Genomic DNA, 17,085 nt, shown 5'->3' on the forward strand with positions numbered 1-17,085 from the left:
AATTTTTCCAGAGTTACTACAAAAAAAGGGGAAAAACACCACAAAAAAATAATCATAAAAAGCTAATTTTTATTGATTCTAAATTACCGGTTTAGCTCATTTTAATCCGACTTTTAAGCTGATAAATTTCATGCTTTCTTGTTTATTCGCTAAATTTGCAAATTGAGATAATAATGCAAAAATGAATTTACCTGAAAGTTATATTCCAATCCTTATCCAGGCTGGTGTAGCAGTAGGATTTGTAGCGGTTTCTTTGCTTGGAGCACATTTCTTAGGTCCACAGCAGAAAAAAGGAAACTCTGTAAAAAACCAAAGCTGGGAATGTGGGGTTCCTGTAGAAGGAAACGCCAGAACACCGTTTTCTATCAAGTACTTCCTGACTGCGGTATTGTTCGTACTATTCGATATTGAAATCGTATTCTTTTATCCTTACGCTGTAAACTTCAGAGAATTCGGTATGGAAGGTTTCCTTGCCGTGCTTACATTCGTTGCGATCTTCTTCGTAGCGTTTTTCTATGTCTGGAAACGAGGCGCACTGGATTGGGATAAATAAATTTTAACATTAAAAGATTGAATAATTTAATCATTTAAAAACAGAGATGATTAAATTTATAAAAGTTTTAATCTTTAAATATCAACAAAAGAAAATGTCAGATAAAAAACCAGTAATAAGAACAGATGCACCTGCTCCCGAAGGCTATGAAGGAGAAGGGTTTTTCGCAACAAAACTGAGCAGTGTAATCGGGATGGCAAGAAAGTTTTCACTTTGGCCGTTACCCTTTGCAACCTCTTGTTGTGGTATCGAGTTTATGGCTACCCTGAACCCGACATATGATGCTTCAAGATTTGGTATGGAAAGAAACTCTTTCTCTCCAAGACAGGCAGATATGCTGATGGTTTGCGGAACTATATCAAAGAAATTAGGACCTGTCCTGAAAGAAGTGTACACTCAGATGGCTGAGCCGAAATGGGTGGTAGCAGTTGGAGCTTGTGCTTCCAGCGGTGGTATTTTTGATACGTATTCTGTACTTCAGGGAATTGACAAGATTATTCCGGTAGACGTTTACGTTCCCGGATGTCCTCCAAGACCTGAACAGATCATTGAAGGTGTAATGCAGGTACAGGCTCTTGCAGAAAGCGAAAGCATCAGAAGAAGAGACATGCCTGAATATCAGAAATTATTAGATTCTTACAACATAAGCAACTAAACGGAAATGACAAACGAATTTGTATTAGAAGCAATCACAAGAGAATTTCCGGAATCTGTTATTTCAAGTTCAGAACCTTATGGAATGTTGACTATTGAAGTGAAGAAAGAAGATATTAAGAAAATCATTCACTATCTGAAAGATTCATCACTGGAATTTAATTTCCTTACGGATATCTGCGGTATTCACTATCCTGAATTCCCTGAAAAGGAAATTGGTGTTGTATATCATTTGCATAATATGATGGCCAATTTCAGATTACGTCTGAAAATCTTTATGTCCAGAGAAAATATTGAAGTAGACTCTCTTGTAGATCTGTATGTAGGAGCTAACTGGATGGAAAGAGAAACGTTTGATTTTTATGGGATTAAATTTAAAGGACACCCGGATCTGAGACCTATCCTGAATATGGAAGACCTGGGATACCACCCAATGTTGAAGGAATATCGCCTTGAAGACGGTACAAGAACCGACAAGAACGATAGTATGTTCGGAAGATAAAAAAGCGAATGGCCAATGGCAGCTAGCCAATAGCCAGAAGCAAATAGCTAAAAGCAATCATTATGAAAGATAACTCATTATCTAATATACTAAACCAGTACGAAAGTAAGGAACAGATTGACGGACAATTATACACCCTGAATCTGGGACCTACCCACCCTGCTACTCACGGGATTTTCCAGAATATCTTAACGATGGACGGAGAAAGAATCCTTCACGCAGAGCAAACCGTAGGATATATCCACAGAGCATTTGAGAAAATTTCTGAAAGAAGAAACTATTCTCAGATCACTACCCTTACGGACCGTATGAATTACTGTTCTGCACCCATCAATAACTTAGGCTGGCACATGACAGTAGAAAAACTGATTGGCGTAGAAGTTCCAAAACGCGTAGACTATATGCGCGTTATCCTGATGGAGCTTGCCAGAATCGGTGACCACCTGATCTGTAACGGGGTAACCGGAATGGACTCAGGAGCTATTACAGGTCTTACTTATATGTTCATCGAAAGAGAACGTATTTATGATATGTATGAGCAAATCTGCGGAGCCAGAATGACAACCAATATGGGAAGAATCGGAGGTTTTGAAAGAGATTTCACTCCTAAATTCCATGAGCTGATCAAGGATTTCTTAAAAACTTTCCCACCAAGATTCAAAGAATTCTGTACTTTATTAGAAAGAAACAGAATTTTCATGGACAGAACCATCGGTACAGGAGCTATTTCTGCCGAAAGAGCTTTAAGCTACGGTTTCACAGGTCCTAACTTACGTGCAGCAGGGGTAGATTACGATGTACGAGTTGCGCAGCCTTATTCTTCATATCAGGATTTCGACTTCATTATTCCGGTAGGAACTTCAGGAGATACTTACGACCGTTTCATGGTTCGTCAGCAGGAAGTCTGGGAATCAATCAAAATTATCAAACAAGCATACGAAAATCTTCCGGAAGGACCATTCCATGCGGATGTCCCTGATTTCTATCTTCCTGAAAAGGCAGATGTATACCAGAAAATGGAAGCATTGATCTACCATTTCAAAATCGTAATGGGAGAAACCGATGTACCGAAAGGAGAAGTTTACCATGCTGTAGAAGGTGGAAACGGAGAATTAGGTTTCTATCTTGTGAGTGACGGAGGAAGAAGCCCTTACAGACTTCACTTCAGAAGACCATGCTTCATCTACTATCAAGCATACCCTGAAATGATTACAGGTTCTGTAATTTCAGATGCCATTGTAACGATGTGTAGTATGAATATTATTGCAGGAGAATTAGACGCATAAAAAGAAGATGTCAGACATCAGATTTCAGATGTTAGACTCTTCGCTTTATATATAAATTTAAAATCTGATGTCTGAAATCTGGCATCTGAAATCTTAGATAAAAAATGAGCGAAACAATAGCTTTTAAACCGGAAAGTTTAGCACAGGTACACAAAATTATCGCAAGATATCCTGAAGGAAGACAAAAATCTGCTCTTCTTCCTGTACTTCACTTGGCACAGAAAGAATTCGGAGGATGGTTAGATGTTCCTGTGATGGATTATGTTGCCGGACTATTAAGTATCCAACCGATCGAAGTATATGAAGTGGCTACTTTCTATACGATGTTCAATATGAAGCCGGTAGGTAAATATGTACTGGAAGTTTGCAGAACAGGACCTTGTATGGTTTGTGGAAGCGAAAAAATTCTGGATCATATCAGAACCAAACTGAACATTAAGGATGGAGAAACTACTGAAGATGGTATGTTTACTTTAAAACCAGCTGAATGTCTTGGAGCATGCGGATACGCACCCATGATGCAGCTAGGGAAATTCTTTCATGAAAATTTAACGATAGAAAAAGTAGATGAAATCCTTGATCTTTGCAGACAGGGACAAGTTGCTTTAGACTAATAGAAATTTTAAATTCTACATTTTAGATTTTAAATTATTCAGTTATTTTCTTTAATAATTATAAAAAGCTAGAAGCCAATGGCCAATAGCGAAAAGCATAATAAACAATGAGTAAAAAACTTTTACTTAAAGACGCACATATAGAAGGTATCCGCTACTTTGAGACTTACCGTAAACAGGGAGGTTATACAGCAGCTGAAAAAGCCTTGAAGATGACTCCGGACGAAATTCTTGAAGAAGTAAAAGCTTCAGGACTGAGAGGTCGTGGTGGAGCTGGATTCCCAACAGGAATGAAATGGAGCTTTCTGGCCAAACCTGAAGGTGTTCCAAGACACCTTGTTGTGAATGCGGATGAATCTGAACCTGGAACATTCAAGGACAGATATCTGATGGAGTTCCTTCCTCATTTATTGATTGAGGGAATGCTAATTTCTTCTTACTGTTTAGGATCCAATACTTCTTATATCTACATCCGTGGAGAATATTCGTGGATTCCGGATATCCTTGAAGAAGCTATTGAAGAAGCTAAAGCAGCAGGATTTTTAGGTAAAAATATTTTAGGAACCGGTTTCGATCTTGAAATCTATGTACAGAGAGGTGGTGGAGCATACATCTGCGGTGAAGAAACGGCATTGCTTGAGTCCCTTGAAGGAAAAAGAGGTAACCCGAGATTAAAACCACCATTCCCGGCTGTAAAAGGTCTTTGGGAAAGACCAACAGTGGTAAACAACGTTGAATCCATTGCGGCAGTAGTTCCGATCATTGATATTACAGGTGCTGAGTATGCTAAAATCGGAGTGGGAAGATCTACAGGTACGAAATTGATTTCTGCTTGTGGGAACATCAACAAACCGGGTGTATACGAAATCGATATGACGATCACTGTAGAGGAATTCATTTATTCTGATGAATATTGCGGTGGTATTAAGGATGGTAAAAAATTAAAGGCTTGTATTCCTGGAGGAAGTTCTGTTCCGATTGTTCCAGCAAATCTATTGCTAAGAACCGTGAACGGAGAGCCAAGATATATGAATTATGAATCATTGGCAGATGGTGGTTTTGCTACCGGAACCATGATGGGTTCAGGAGGTTTCATCGTTTTGGATGAAGACCAGTGTATTGTAGAACACACCATGACATTGGCGAGATTCTACAATCACGAAAGCTGCGGACAATGTACACCTTGCCGTGAAGGAACGGGATGGATGTACAAGATTTTAAAGAAAATCGAGAAAGGAGAAGGAAAAATGGAAGATATCGATCTGCTTTGGGATATCCAGAGAAAAATCGAAGGAAATACGATTTGTCCGTTGGGTGATGCAGCAGCTTGGCCGGTTGCAGCAGCGATCCGTCACTTCAGAGATGAATTTGAGTGGCACGTAAAAAACCCAGAGTTGTCTCAGACACAAAATTATGGATTGGCACATTATGCTGACCCTATCCCGGCTGTTGAAAAGAACGCATAAGTAAAAGATGAAAAAATTATTGGTGGTCGGCTTAATGATGTCGAATTTTGTATTTGCACAGAATAAAAAAACTGATACTGCAAATTATAACAGATCCATTGAAGAGGATTTATCATATTTAGTAAGTGAGAAAGAGCAGATTAAAGCTGAGAGAAAAGAAAAGCCTTTACCATTAAGCAAAAAAGGTCAGGTTTTCGTATTTTACGGTTGGAACAGAGCCGCTTACAGCAATTCTGACATCCACTTTACTGGAAACGGATACGATTTTCAGCTGAATAATGTAAAGGCACAGGACAGACCTACAAAATTTGGAATTGTCTATTTTGATCCGAGCTGGTTTACTGTAACACAGTATAACTTCAGAATAGGATATTTTATTAAAGACAATTTAGCATTGGTACTTGGGATAGACCACATGAAATATGTAATGGATCAGAACCAGACTGTAGGTTTCAAAGGTCATATTTCAGATCCTGAGTATGCAGCAATGGTTCAGAACGGGCAGGTTAATCTTGCAGATGAGAAGTTCCTTACTTTCGAACATACAGACGGGCTTAATTATGAAAACTTAGGTCTAGAGAAATACAAAAATCTTGTTCATAAGAAAAATATAGATTTAGTATGGTCTTATGGAGCCGGAATCGGATTTATGTTTCCGAAAAGTAATGTAAAACTTTTTGGTAACGAAAGAAGTGACCGTTTCCACGTTGCAGGTATGGGAACCGATATCAGATCCAGTCTTAACCTTGTATTCTGGAAAAACTGGATGCTGAGATTAGAAGGAAAAGCCGGTTATATCAATATGTGGGATATTAAAACTACATTAAATAACAAACCGGACAAAGCACGTCAGGATTTTGTTTTCGGACAGGTTCTTGGAGGAATTGGATATACATTTAATACAAAGAAATATAAATAACAAAGCCTATTGCTTAACGCATAAAGCTTAAAGCATATCATATGAGCGAAGAAGTTAAAAAATTCAAAATAACTATAGACGGACAGACTACCGAAGTTTTGCCTGGTACTTCTATTCTGGAAGCTGCAAGACAAATTGGTGGTAAATCTGTGCCTCCTGCAATGTGCTACTACAGCAAGTTGGAAACCAGTGGAGGGAGATGTAGAACTTGTCTGGTAGAAGTTTCTAAAGGATCTGAAGCAGATCCTCGTCCTATGCCAAAATTAGTAGCAAGCTGCAGAACTAATGTAATGGACGGTATGGAAGTAAAAAATCTTACTTCTGAGAAAGCTCAGGAAGGAAGAAAAGCCGTTACCGAATTCCTATTGGTAAACCACCCGCTTGACTGCCCTATCTGTGACCAGGCAGGAGAATGTCATCTTCAGGACTTAGGATATGAGCATGGTGTTGAAAATACAAGAACAGAATTCGAAAGAAATACTTACGAAGCTGATGATCTTGGACCGAACATCAAATTAAATATGAACCGTTGTATTCTTTGCGCAAGATGTGTACTGACAGCCAACCAGCTTACAGAAACAAGAGAACACGGTATCCTTTTCAGAGGAGATCACGCTGAAATTTCAACGTATTTAAATAAAGCTTTAGACAATGACTTCATCGGAAACGTTATCGATGTTTGTCCTGTAGGAGCATTAACAGACAGAACAGCCCGTTTTGCCAGCAGAGTTTGGTTTACAAAACCAATGAACGCTTCTTGTAAATGTGATAAGTGTTCAGGAAAAGCTGTAGTATGGATGAAAGGTGACGAAATTGTAAGAGTTACTGCCAGAAAAGACCAGTGGGGAGAAGTGGAAGAATTCATCTGCGATACATGCCGTTTCGAAAGAAAATCTTTATCAGACTGGAATATCGAAGGTCCTAGACATATCGACAGACATTCTGTAATTTCATTGAACCACTACGAAAAGCCAAAAGACGAACTAAGAGTTTTAGACAATCCGATGGCTAAAGAAATCAGTGAAAAAGACGAAAAATAATTAATAAGACATCAGATTTCAGATACCAGACTTCAGACAGCAAATTAAATCTGACATCTAGCATCTGACATCTTAATATCTAAATAAAAATGGATTTACTTACATTTAAACTTATACTTGTACTAGCACTTTTTCTGCTGTCACTTACGATTGCAGCCTACTCTACCTGGGCAGAAAGAAAAGTTGCCTCTATTATGCAGGATAGAATTGGTCCCAACAGAGCCGGACCTTTCGGATTGCTGCAGCCTCTTGCTGACGGTGGAAAGTTTTTCTTCAAAGAAGACTTTACACCTGCCAATGCAGAAAAATTCCTTTTCGTATTAGGACCAGCGCTGGTAATGTTTATTTCATTGATTACAGGAGCTGTTATTCCTTGGGGTAAAAGTTTAAATATTGCAGGTACTTCTTTTGATCTTCAGGTAGCAAACATCGATGTTGGTGTACTTTTCATCATCGGTATGGCTTCCATCGGGGTTTACGGAATTATGATCGGAGGTTGGGCTTCGAACAACAAATATTCATTACTAGGTGCTATCCGTGCTTCTTCTCAGATGATTTCTTATGAATTGGCGATGGGATTAGCACTTCTTTCTATCATTATGATGTCTGGAAGTTTGGATTTAAAAGAAATCACTGAAAGTCAGACTACAGGAAAATTATGGGGAGTTATTCCATGGGTTTCAGGATTGAACTGGAACATTTTCTACCAGCCGATTGCATTCCTTGTTTTCTTTGTAGCTGCTTTGGCAGAAACCAACAGACACCCGTTCGATTTACCTGAGTGTGAATCTGAATTGGTAACAGGATACTCTACAGAGTACTCTTCCATGAAGTTAGGTTTATATATGTTCGGAGAATATGTGAACATGTTTATTTCCAATGCGTTCATGGTAGTTCTTTTCTTCGGAGGATATAACTATCCTGGTATTGAATGGGTAACTCAGAACTGGGGTGAAAATGCTGCAGGAATCTTAAGTATCGTAGCATTCCTTACGAAAACAGTAATCGGAATTCTGATCTTCATGTGGATCAGATGGACACTTCCAAGATTCAGATATGACCAGCTAATGCACTTAGGATGGAAAACACTAATCCCTATGGCATTGGTAAACCTATTAATTACAGGAGCTGTAATTTTAGCGTTTGGAAATTAAATTATCTAAACCTAACAGGTTTTTGAAACCTGTTAGGTTTGTGTGAATATTGAATATTAAAAATTAAGATAACAGACAAGATTAGTCTAAAATCTGGTGTCTAACATCTAATATCTATAATTAAATGAAACTTACAAACAGATCAAAAGTTGTTTCCAATAAAGAAATGACCCTTGCTGAAAAAATCTACCTTCCTGCGATCTTTACAGGAATGGGGATTACATTTAAGCATGCTGTAAGAACCGTGATAAAGGGTGCTCCCGCAGTATATTCGTATCCGGAAGTACAGAAGCCAAGAACCACCATCTGGAGAGGCCAGCACGTTTTGAAAAGAGACGAAGAAGGCAGAGAAAGATGTACAGCTTGCGGACTTTGTGCGGTAGCTTGTCCTGCAGAAGCCATTACAATGACTGCTGCTGAAAGAACTAAAGAGGAAAAACATCTTTACAGAGAAGAGAAATACGCTTCAGTATATGAAATCAATATGCTAAGATGTATTTTCTGCGGTATGTGTGAAGAAGCTTGTCCTAAATCTGCCATCTATCTTACCGACAGGTTGGTAGACGTAGAAACCAACAGAGGTTCTTTCATTTACGGAAAAGATAAATTAGTTGAAAAAATAAATGAAAGGATTGATATCACCACAAGACAATCCGAGAAACAAAAAAATGCGGTAAAATAATGGATCAGTTTTTATTTTTCTTGGTGGCGTTTTTAGCTGTGGCAAGTGCAGTTTATTTTGTATTTGCAAGAAATCCTCTATATGCTATTTTGTCATTAATTGTTACGATGTTTTCAATTGCCGGAATGTACATTCTTCTCAATGCACAGTTCCTGGCAATCATCCAGATTATTGTTTACGCAGGTGCCATCATGGTACTTTTCCTTTACATCTTAATGATGCTTAACCTTAATAAACAAGACGAAAGTAAGAAGAACAATACTTTAAAATTTGTTGGAGTTTTTACTGCATGTCTTTTATTAATTGGAGTTTTAGGGGTATTCAGAGGAATTCAGGACCACCACATTGTTGTTGAAAATGTAGACAGAGGGGTAGGTCTTACGAAAAATCTGGGTAGACTTTTGTTTAATGAATATGTTTTACCGTTTGAGCTTGCTTCCATCCTAATTCTGGCAGGTATTGTAGGCGCGGTATTAATCGGTAAAAAAGATTTATAAAATTATGGGAGAAGTAAATACATTTATACAAAGCATCCCTTTGGACTACTTCATCATTCTTTCATCAGTATTATTCTGTTTGGGAGTAATGGGAGTATTGCTTAGAAAAAATGCTATTGTGATTCTGGGCTGTGTAGAGCTTATGCTGAATTCTGTAAACCTTTTATTGGCAGCTTTTTCAGCGTATAAAGGCAACGGCGACGGACAACTTTTAGTTTTCTTCATTATGGTGGTAGCAGCGGCTGAAGTAGCAGTAGGTCTGGCAATTATTGCTATGCTATATAGAAACACCCGTTCTGTAGATGTGAGTATATTTAATAAATTAAGAGGATAAGAATGGAGAATCTAGTATATGCAATAGTACTTTTACCACTTTTAGGGTTTCTTATTAACGGGCTGTTCGGGAAAAATCTTCCAAAAATATTGGTAGGATCTCTGGCTACTGCTGTAGTTTTCGGATCTTTCTGTATTGCAGTAAGCCTTTTCATGAATTTCAATTCTGAAAGCCAGCCTGTCATTGTAAAAGCTTTTGAATGGTTTAGAGTCAACGGAGTTCAGATTAATTTTGGATTCCAGATTGATCAGCTTTCTTTAATGATGGTAATGATCATTACGGGTATCGGTTCACTGATCCACTTATACTCTATCGGATATATGAGTCATGATAAAGGATTCTACAAGTTTTTTACTTACCTGAATCTTTTCATCTTCTCGATGTTACTTTTAGTAATGGGAAGCAACTACCTTATCCTGTTCATTGGATGGGAAGGTGTAGGTCTTTGTTCTTACCTGTTGATCGGATTCTGGTATACCAACGAAGAATATGGTAAAGCAGCAAGAAAAGCTTTCATCATGAACAGAATTGGTGACCTTGCGTTATTGATCGGTATCTTCATGATCGCTTCTCAAACCAATGCTGTAGATTATCTTTCTGTAGCAGAAAACGCTTCAAAATTTGAATTAGACGGAACAGTGATTATCTTTATCACAGCGAGTTTATTCATCGGTGCTACCGGTAAATCTGCTCAGGTTCCATTATATACATGGTTACCGGATGCGATGGCGGGACCAACTCCTGTATCAGCGTTGATCCACGCGGCAACGATGGTAACAGCAGGTATCTATTTGGTAGTAAGATCCAATTTCTTATTTACTTTAGCACCAACTGTACAGGGAGGAATTTTATTCATCGGCTTCTTAACCGCTGCTTTGGCAGGGTTCTATGCACTTCGTCAAAACGATATCAAAAAAGTGTTGGCTTATTCTACTGTTTCACAGCTTGGATTTATGTTCATCGCTTTAGGTCTTGGTGCCTATACAACAGCAATGTTCCACGTAATGACACACGCATTCTTTAAAGCGTTATTATTCTTAGGTGCAGGTTCTGTAATCCATGCTATGAGCAACGAACAGGATATGCGTTTCATGGGAGGCCTTAAAAAATATATTCCTCTTACCCACGCTACATTCCTTATCGGAACATTAGCCATCTCAGGTTTCCCTTTATTATCGGGTATGATCTCTAAAGACGAAATTTTAGTAGCAGCTTTCGCTAAAAACCCGATTTACTGGGTAATCTTATTTGTTTTAGCGGCAATGACTGCAACGTATATGTTCAGACTATACTACCTGACATTCCATGGAGAATTCAGAGGTACTGAAGAACAGAAACACCACTTACATGAAAGTCCGTCAAATATGACATTACCATTGATCGTATTGGCAATTCTTTCTGTAATCGGAGGTTTTATCAACCTGCCACACTTCATCGGTCACGGGCATTATGCCAAACTGATGGAATGGTTAAAGCCGGTTCTTACGGAACAAAGCTACAGCCAGATGGAAGCTACTCTTTCAGGAGTACCTTTCAATACTGAAATGATCTTATTAGCAGCTACAGTCTTGATGTTTTTCACTGTATGGTTCATCGTTAGAAATACTTATGTAAGTAAGAAAAAGATGGCTGTTGCAGAGGAAAACTATACCGGATGGGAAAAGCTTTCTGCTAAGAAATTATACGTTGACGAACTTTACAACGCATTGATTGTAAAAACTGTTGAAGGATTAGGACGCGGAGGAAAAATGTTTGATAAGGGTATCTTAGACCGTTTTGTAAACTTTGTAGGTGATGGTGCTGAAGACAGCGGAAAAGCTATGAAGCGTTTACAGAACGGAAATGTAGAGACATATATCCTTATCATGTCTTTAGCGGTGGGAATTATATTAATTGTTAACTTTTTATTACAATAATAATGTCTTGTTTGTTATTAACATTATTACTATTACCTCTAGTAGGTTCGGGATTAGTTTTTGCCTGGAAGAATAATTCCAGCAAATATTTGGCGCTTGGAATTGCATTGGTACAAATGCTCCTTACGTTCTACGTACTTTCGGATTTTGATTTTACTCCGACAGTAGACAGCGTATTGCAGCATGAGATCAATTATCCATGGTCACAATTTATGAAGAGCTCTCTTCACTTCGGTATCGATGGAATGAGCATGCTTCTTTTATTACTGACCAATATTCTGGCTCCAATCATTATTTTATCATCTTTCAACGAAAATCTAAACTATAGAAATACATTCTACGGACTGATTCTATTGATGCAGTTTGGTCTTGTAGGAGTATTCACTTCTTTAGACGGATTGTTATTCTACATTTTCTGGGAAGTAACTTTGATTCCAATTTGGTTCATTGCCGGACTTTGGGGACAAGAGAATAAAAGGTTTGAGTTCACTACGAAATTCTTCGTATATACATTCGTGGGATCATTATTTATGTTAGCCGGATTGATCTATGTGTACAACCACTCTGCATCATTCGCTTTAACTGATCTATACAATGCACAGCTTAACGAAGTACAGCAGACTGTGGTATTCTGGTTTATTTTCTTTGCTTTTGCAGTGAAATTACCGGTATTCCCTTTCCATACATGGCAGCCTGACACCTATACCTACTCTCCTACTCAGGGATCCATGTTATTATCAGGGATCATGCTGAAGATGGCAGTATATGGTGTAATGCGTTATTTACTTCCAATCACTCCGCTTCCGATTGCCGGAATTTCCGGACAGATCGTAATTATTCTTGCTATTGTAGGAATTGTTCACGGAGCTTTGATCGCTATTATCCAGACGGATATGAAGAGAATCATTGCATACTCTTCCTTCTCTCACGTAGGATTGATGGTAGCAGGGATCTTCGCTTCAGCAGTAGTTACTTTAAGAGGAACTTTCAATGTAGAAGGTGCTGAAGGAGCTTTGGTACAGACATTTGCTCACGGTATCAACGTGGTAGGATTATTCTACTGTTGTGATATTTTATATAAGAGATTTAAATCAAGAGACATCAGACAAATGGGTGGTCTAGCTAAAGTAGCACCTAAGTTTGCGGTGTTGTTCCTGATCATTATATTAGGTTCAATGGGAGTTCCATTAACCAATGGATTCATCGGGGAATTTATTTTGTTGAAATCGGTTTATGATTTTAACGGAACAGCAGCAGTAATTGCTGGTCTTACGGTAATTCTTTGTGCGGTATATTTATTAAGATTCTACGGAAAAGCAATGTTTGGAGAAGGAGATGAAGCCGTTTTAAGTACAGCAAAAGATTTATCAGGCGTAGAATTTTCTGTATTGGCAAGTTTAGCGGTTTTTGTGATTTTACTAGGTATTTTCCCACAACCGGTAATCGACATGGTGAGTAGTTCGGTGAAGTTTATCTACCAATCAATGGTAAGTTAATTTGATATTTTAAGAAATGAGTGTTTTAATTATTGTTTTCCTAACGGCAGTTATTGCGTTATTTTCAGGAGTTTTTGAACAAGGAAAATTCGCAAGATACATTGGGATTTTGGGATTAATCATCGCATTGTACGTAAGTTTTATGCCGGAATGTTCGTTTTTCGACCATTACAAGCATATGTATGAGTACAGTGACAATACCGCATTATTCACTAAAATATCAATCGTAACAACATTATTGTTATTCTTCCTGGGCGGTTTTGCTTTCAGCAACCACAGAAGCCACCAGTCAGAATTATATGCATTGATGCTATTCGCATTATGTGGAGGGATCATCCTTTTCGGATACCAGAACCTGGTGACGATGTTCTTAGGAGTTGAGATCCTTTCTATTCCATTATATGTAATGGCTGGAGCTAACAAAACGGATTTAAGATCCAACGAAGCTTCTATTAAATATTTCCTTATGGGTGCATTCGCAACAGGTTTCTTACTGTTCGGGATTGCGTTCATCTATGGAAGTGCAGGAAGTTTTGATCTGTACAAAATCCACGATTTCGGGGTAGCCAATTCAGGGAATGTAATGTTCATCTTAGGAGTATTACTAATTCTTTGCGCATTGGCATTCAAGGTAGCTTTAGCACCTTTCCATATGTGGAGCCCTGATGTATATGCAGGTTCTCCTTCATTAATCACAGCTTTCATGGCGAGTGTAGTAAAGATCTCAGGATTCTTTGCCCTGTTCAGATTGATGACGCTTGGTTTCGCTGGGGTAACTCACGAGTGGATTAATGTTTTAGGTGTATTCTTAATCATTACATTACTTTTGGCAAACGTTATGGGTCTTGCTCAGACGAATGCAAAAAGAATGCTGGCATACTCTTCAGTATCTCACGCAGGATATATCGGATTGGTATTCTTCGGAATGACAAGCCTTTCTACTTATAACCTTGCCTTCTATCTGTTTGCTTACTCTTTATCTACAGTAGGAGTTTTCATGTGTCTGATCTGGGTAGAGAAATTAAAGAGAGAAACGTCTTTCGGAGCTTTCAAAGGATTGGCGAAAACTGAACCTTTATTAGCAACAGCTGCAACAATCTCTATGCTTTCAATGGCAGGAGTTCCGTTAACAGCTGGTTTCATGGGGAAATTTGCTTTATTCTCCCAGGCTATGAACGGTGCAGCTTTCTTAGTATTGGTAGCAGTATTAGGTTCTGCCCTGTCTATTGCTTACTATTTAAGACTGATCATTGCGATGTTCTTCTTTAAAGAATCAACATTCAAATCATCAGAAAAAGTAACTCTTACATACAATATCATTGCAGTAATTGTTATTGCTCTGATCATCATCCTAGGAATTTTCCCGGATTTATTTGCAAGAATGTTTGAATTGTAAAATCTGAATTTTAAAATATAAAAAGCACAACTCTTCGGTTGTGCTTTTTTATTATCCTTCAAATAATGAACATCTCATCCCAAAAACTTTAATTTTTATTTATCAATAAATCTATAATCTGTCTGTATAAAAAACAGTAAAGAATTATAAAATACCTTGCAGAGTTTCCCAAAGCACCTGCAAATTATGTACAATAAAATAAAAATTACACACGATCAATATTCTGCTTTTTTCATAACTTTACTTTAAATTTTTCAGCTCTTGGCTAATCTCTATAAAAAAGACTCTCCCTTTCAGGTTTATATATCATTCAAAAAATATTTGGATGTTCTGGAACATATCCGGTATAATGACAGACTGGAATACAGGGTCAATTATGCAGAGTCATTACTAGAGAGCACCAGAAATTTTAAAGACCTTAGAGAAGGCTTTCAGGATACAGCCCTTCTTGAAAAATACGAAGACCTCATCAGGCTGCTTCTTGCAGACCTTTTCCCGACAGGCCTCACCAGAAACGAAATAAAAGCGGCAAGTATTCCGCTTTCCAACATTACCTTTAACTATACCGAAAGATTTAAAGATATTCTGAAAGATGCAGGAAAAGATTTCGAAATAGAACTCAGGAATATTTCAGATAACGAATTCTATGTATTTTGCTGCTGTCTGATTCTTCAGAGCTATTTCAAAAAAGATATTAAAAGTACAATTCCGTTTTATTATGACATCCCGAATAAGCAGGGAATCATGAAGCATTATAAAATTACGGTCAATTCAGATTTTACGGAAATTACTCCTACAGAAGATGCCAAAATTCCATCTGATGATATTCTGGATATGCTTTTGGAAAATCTTGATGATTTTAAACTCTGGAAAAAGTATTTCCCTTCACAATCGTGGATACTGAAAGGATTTACCATCATTTCACTGGTAGACTGTACCTCTGAAGTGGCCCTTTCCGATCTGAAATCCAGCATGATTGAAATTGATCCGGAAAATATGAATCCCAATGAAAATCTGACTGAAATTTTCAAATCCTATTTTGATGTTCCGGAACTCAACTTCGGGTTGATGACGTTCAACAAAAAGGAACAGAAACTTGATAAACTTCCGATTTACGAAAGTCTTCTCACAAATCACATCCTTGATTTCTGGATCAATGCATTTGATGAAGAAACCCGTAAGAGTACCTTCAATAATTTAAATCATAATTCAAAGCCTGTAGTTGTTTCCAATGTAAACAACCTGGAAGAGAATGTCAAGCTGCTTCCTTCCTTCAGTATTTTAAAAGACAATAATGTCAACAGTTTCATGGTAATTCCTATCATGAAAGATGGAGAACTCCTTGCGATCATGGAATTCACCTCTCCGATTGCCGGAAGTTTCAATGGCTTAAAACTTAAAAAACTGGAGTTTTTCACTGATATGGTTCTCTTCTCTCTGAACAGGTTTTACTTTGAGAAAAACTATCAGATAGAAGCCATTATTCAGCGTGAGTATACAACCATCCACGACAGTGTGGTCTGGAAGTTCAGAAATGAAGCTGAGAAATATTTTACGGCATCGCTCGGAAAAAAAATATATACTTTAAAACAGATTGCATTCAAAAATCTTACCCCGTTGTTTGGGGTTTCGGATATCCGTTCTTCTTCTGAAAAGCGTTTTAATCTGATGCTGCAGGATCTCAACCAGCAGATTGAATGGCTGAACGAAATTCTGACACTCACCAACTCGGATTCCGAAAAATTTATACTTGCACTGGATGTTTTTGAAAATGAGATCAACAATGAGATCAAAGCGGATACGGAACAACGTTTTCAGAGATTATTAAGGGAAGAAATTCATCCTTTTTTACAGGGAAAACTGGAAGTAAGAACCTCCAGAGAAATAAAAACAAAAATTAAAGACTACTTTTCACATATCTTTACTTCTACGGATCTGTTTTATCACCACAGAAAAAACCTTGATGATTCTATTACGCTTGTTAACCGGAAACTGGCAGATATGCTGGATGAAAGCCAGGTAAAAGCACAGGAAATTTTTCCGCATTATTATGAAAGGTTTAAATCTGACGGTGTGGAACATAATCTGTATATTGGTTCTACCATCGCTCCTGAGCTGCACTATACTTCAAAAGTAGTCCACAAACTGAGATACTGGCAATTGAAAACCATCTGTAAAATGGAACTTGAATTTCAGTCGTTCAAAAAGTATCTTCCGGTACCACTTGATATTGCTTCACTGATTTTCGTCTATAATGAAAAAATAGACATCCGTTTCAGAATGGATGAAAAACGTTTTGATGTAGACGGAGCCTACAATTCCTATTACGAGATTATTAAAAAACGTCTGGATAAAGCCCATGTGAAAGATTCTTCCGAGCGTATCACCGCTCCCGGAAAAATCACCATTGTCTATTTCGGAATGGAAAATCAGAAGGAATATTTAGATTATATTTCGAAACTCCAGAAAAAAGAGGTTTTGCAGCATGACGTAGAATTTTTAAGAGTAGAGGATCTTCAGGGAATCACTGGATTGCTGGCGTTAAGGGTTTCTTTTACACTTCCGCAGGAATAAAA

At 37.9% G+C, this 17,085-nt stretch carries 16 protein-coding genes; all 16 read left to right on the plus strand.

Annotated elements, in window-relative coordinates:
• Nucleotides 1-181 precede the first annotated feature (181 nt).
• Nucleotides 182-553, plus strand: coding sequence for an NADH-quinone oxidoreductase subunit A (locus JNG87_RS09415; RefSeq protein WP_034693436.1), 372 nt, complete (start codon nt 182-184; stop codon nt 551-553).
• 94 nt (nt 554-647) lie between these two features.
• Nucleotides 648-1,208: an NADH-quinone oxidoreductase subunit B gene (locus JNG87_RS09420; RefSeq protein ID WP_002983540.1), complete on the plus strand. Its 561-nt coding sequence runs from the start codon at nt 648-650 to the stop codon at nt 1,206-1,208.
• Between the two features lie 6 nt (nt 1,209-1,214).
• Nucleotides 1,215-1,709: an NADH-quinone oxidoreductase subunit C gene (locus JNG87_RS09425; protein ID WP_110009632.1), complete on the plus strand. Its 495-nt coding sequence runs from the start codon at nt 1,215-1,217 to the stop codon at nt 1,707-1,709.
• A gap of 62 nt (nt 1,710-1,771) precedes the next feature.
• Nucleotides 1,772-2,995, plus strand: coding sequence for an NADH dehydrogenase (quinone) subunit D (gene nuoD, locus JNG87_RS09430; RefSeq protein WP_002983543.1), 1,224 nt, complete (start codon nt 1,772-1,774; stop codon nt 2,993-2,995).
• A 104-nt stretch (nt 2,996-3,099) separates the two neighbouring features.
• Nucleotides 3,100-3,609 (plus strand): complex I 24 kDa subunit family protein, encoded by a 510-nt coding sequence (nuoE, locus tag JNG87_RS09435; protein WP_062675585.1) that lies wholly within the window; start codon nt 3,100-3,102, stop codon nt 3,607-3,609.
• A gap of 107 nt (nt 3,610-3,716) precedes the next feature.
• On the plus strand, nt 3,717-5,075 hold the full coding sequence (gene nuoF, locus JNG87_RS09440; RefSeq protein ID WP_089697000.1) for an NADH-quinone oxidoreductase subunit NuoF: 1,359 nt from the start codon (nt 3,717-3,719) through the stop codon (nt 5,073-5,075).
• Nucleotides 5,076-5,082: 7 nt separating this feature from the next.
• Nucleotides 5,083-5,994 (plus strand): hypothetical protein, encoded by a 912-nt coding sequence (locus JNG87_RS09445; RefSeq protein ID WP_110009633.1) that lies wholly within the window; start codon nt 5,083-5,085, stop codon nt 5,992-5,994.
• 41 nt (nt 5,995-6,035) lie between these two features.
• A complete protein-coding gene (locus JNG87_RS09450) occupies nt 6,036-7,034 on the plus strand; it encodes a 2Fe-2S iron-sulfur cluster-binding protein (protein ID WP_062675587.1) in 999 nt (332 codons plus the stop codon).
• 89 nt (nt 7,035-7,123) lie between these two features.
• Nucleotides 7,124-8,188, plus strand: coding sequence for an NADH-quinone oxidoreductase subunit NuoH (nuoH, locus tag JNG87_RS09455; RefSeq protein WP_202843681.1), 1,065 nt, complete (start codon nt 7,124-7,126; stop codon nt 8,186-8,188).
• A 124-nt stretch (nt 8,189-8,312) separates the two neighbouring features.
• Entirely contained in the window at nt 8,313-8,870 is a 558-nt protein-coding gene (locus JNG87_RS09460; RefSeq protein WP_002983553.1) for a NuoI/complex I 23 kDa subunit family protein, read from the plus strand.
• Complete coding sequence (locus JNG87_RS09465; RefSeq protein WP_202843683.1) at nt 8,870-9,367, plus strand: NADH-quinone oxidoreductase subunit J; 498 nt, start codon at nt 8,870-8,872, stop codon at nt 9,365-9,367. Before JNG87_RS09460 ends, JNG87_RS09465 begins: the two co-directional genes overlap by 1 nt.
• Before the next feature lie 4 nt (nt 9,368-9,371).
• Complete coding sequence (gene nuoK / locus JNG87_RS09470; protein WP_002983557.1) at nt 9,372-9,701, plus strand: NADH-quinone oxidoreductase subunit NuoK; 330 nt, start codon at nt 9,372-9,374, stop codon at nt 9,699-9,701.
• 2 nt (nt 9,702-9,703) lie between these two features.
• On the plus strand, nt 9,704-11,617 hold the full coding sequence (gene nuoL, locus JNG87_RS09475) for an NADH-quinone oxidoreductase subunit L (RefSeq protein ID WP_202843685.1): 1,914 nt from the start codon (nt 9,704-9,706) through the stop codon (nt 11,615-11,617).
• 2 nt (nt 11,618-11,619) lie between these two features.
• Nucleotides 11,620-13,113: a NuoM family protein gene (locus JNG87_RS09480; protein WP_110009636.1), complete on the plus strand. Its 1,494-nt coding sequence runs from the start codon at nt 11,620-11,622 to the stop codon at nt 13,111-13,113.
• A 16-nt stretch (nt 13,114-13,129) separates the two neighbouring features.
• Nucleotides 13,130-14,509: an NADH-quinone oxidoreductase subunit N gene (locus JNG87_RS09485; RefSeq protein ID WP_202843686.1), complete on the plus strand. Its 1,380-nt coding sequence runs from the start codon at nt 13,130-13,132 to the stop codon at nt 14,507-14,509.
• Between the two features lie 261 nt (nt 14,510-14,770).
• Complete coding sequence (locus JNG87_RS09490) at nt 14,771-17,083, plus strand: GAF domain-containing protein (RefSeq protein ID WP_202843687.1); 2,313 nt, start codon at nt 14,771-14,773, stop codon at nt 17,081-17,083.
• Nucleotides 17,084-17,085 lie beyond the last annotated feature (2 nt).

Source organism: Chryseobacterium cucumeris (assembly GCF_016775705.1).
Taxonomy (GTDB): domain Bacteria; phylum Bacteroidota; class Bacteroidia; order Flavobacteriales; family Weeksellaceae; genus Chryseobacterium; species Chryseobacterium cupriresistens.

What these genes read in the sequence shown, in the direction of transcription:
- JNG87_RS09415 (WP_034693436.1), top strand. Translation starts at nt 182, where the DNA reads ATGAATTTACCTGAAAGTTATATTCCAATCCTTATCCAGGCTGGTGTA.
- JNG87_RS09420 (WP_002983540.1), top strand. Translation starts at nt 648, where the DNA reads ATGTCAGATAAAAAACCAGTAATAAGAACAGATGCACCTGCTCCCGAA.
- JNG87_RS09425 (WP_110009632.1), top strand. Translation starts at nt 1,215, where the DNA reads ATGACAAACGAATTTGTATTAGAAGCAATCACAAGAGAATTTCCGGAA.
- nuoD (WP_002983543.1), top strand. Translation starts at nt 1,772, where the DNA reads ATGAAAGATAACTCATTATCTAATATACTAAACCAGTACGAAAGTAAG.
- nuoE (WP_062675585.1), top strand. Translation starts at nt 3,100, where the DNA reads ATGAGCGAAACAATAGCTTTTAAACCGGAAAGTTTAGCACAGGTACAC.
- nuoF (WP_089697000.1), top strand. Translation starts at nt 3,717, where the DNA reads ATGAGTAAAAAACTTTTACTTAAAGACGCACATATAGAAGGTATCCGC.
- JNG87_RS09445 (WP_110009633.1), top strand. Translation starts at nt 5,083, where the DNA reads ATGAAAAAATTATTGGTGGTCGGCTTAATGATGTCGAATTTTGTATTT.
- JNG87_RS09450 (WP_062675587.1), top strand. Translation starts at nt 6,036, where the DNA reads ATGAGCGAAGAAGTTAAAAAATTCAAAATAACTATAGACGGACAGACT.
- nuoH (WP_202843681.1), top strand. Translation starts at nt 7,124, where the DNA reads ATGGATTTACTTACATTTAAACTTATACTTGTACTAGCACTTTTTCTG.
- JNG87_RS09460 (WP_002983553.1), top strand. Translation starts at nt 8,313, where the DNA reads ATGAAACTTACAAACAGATCAAAAGTTGTTTCCAATAAAGAAATGACC.
- JNG87_RS09465 (WP_202843683.1), top strand. Translation starts at nt 8,870, where the DNA reads ATGGATCAGTTTTTATTTTTCTTGGTGGCGTTTTTAGCTGTGGCAAGT.
- nuoK (WP_002983557.1), top strand. Translation starts at nt 9,372, where the DNA reads ATGGGAGAAGTAAATACATTTATACAAAGCATCCCTTTGGACTACTTC.
- nuoL (WP_202843685.1), top strand. Translation starts at nt 9,704, where the DNA reads ATGGAGAATCTAGTATATGCAATAGTACTTTTACCACTTTTAGGGTTT.
- JNG87_RS09480 (WP_110009636.1), top strand. Translation starts at nt 11,620, where the DNA reads ATGTCTTGTTTGTTATTAACATTATTACTATTACCTCTAGTAGGTTCG.
- JNG87_RS09485 (WP_202843686.1), top strand. Translation starts at nt 13,130, where the DNA reads ATGAGTGTTTTAATTATTGTTTTCCTAACGGCAGTTATTGCGTTATTT.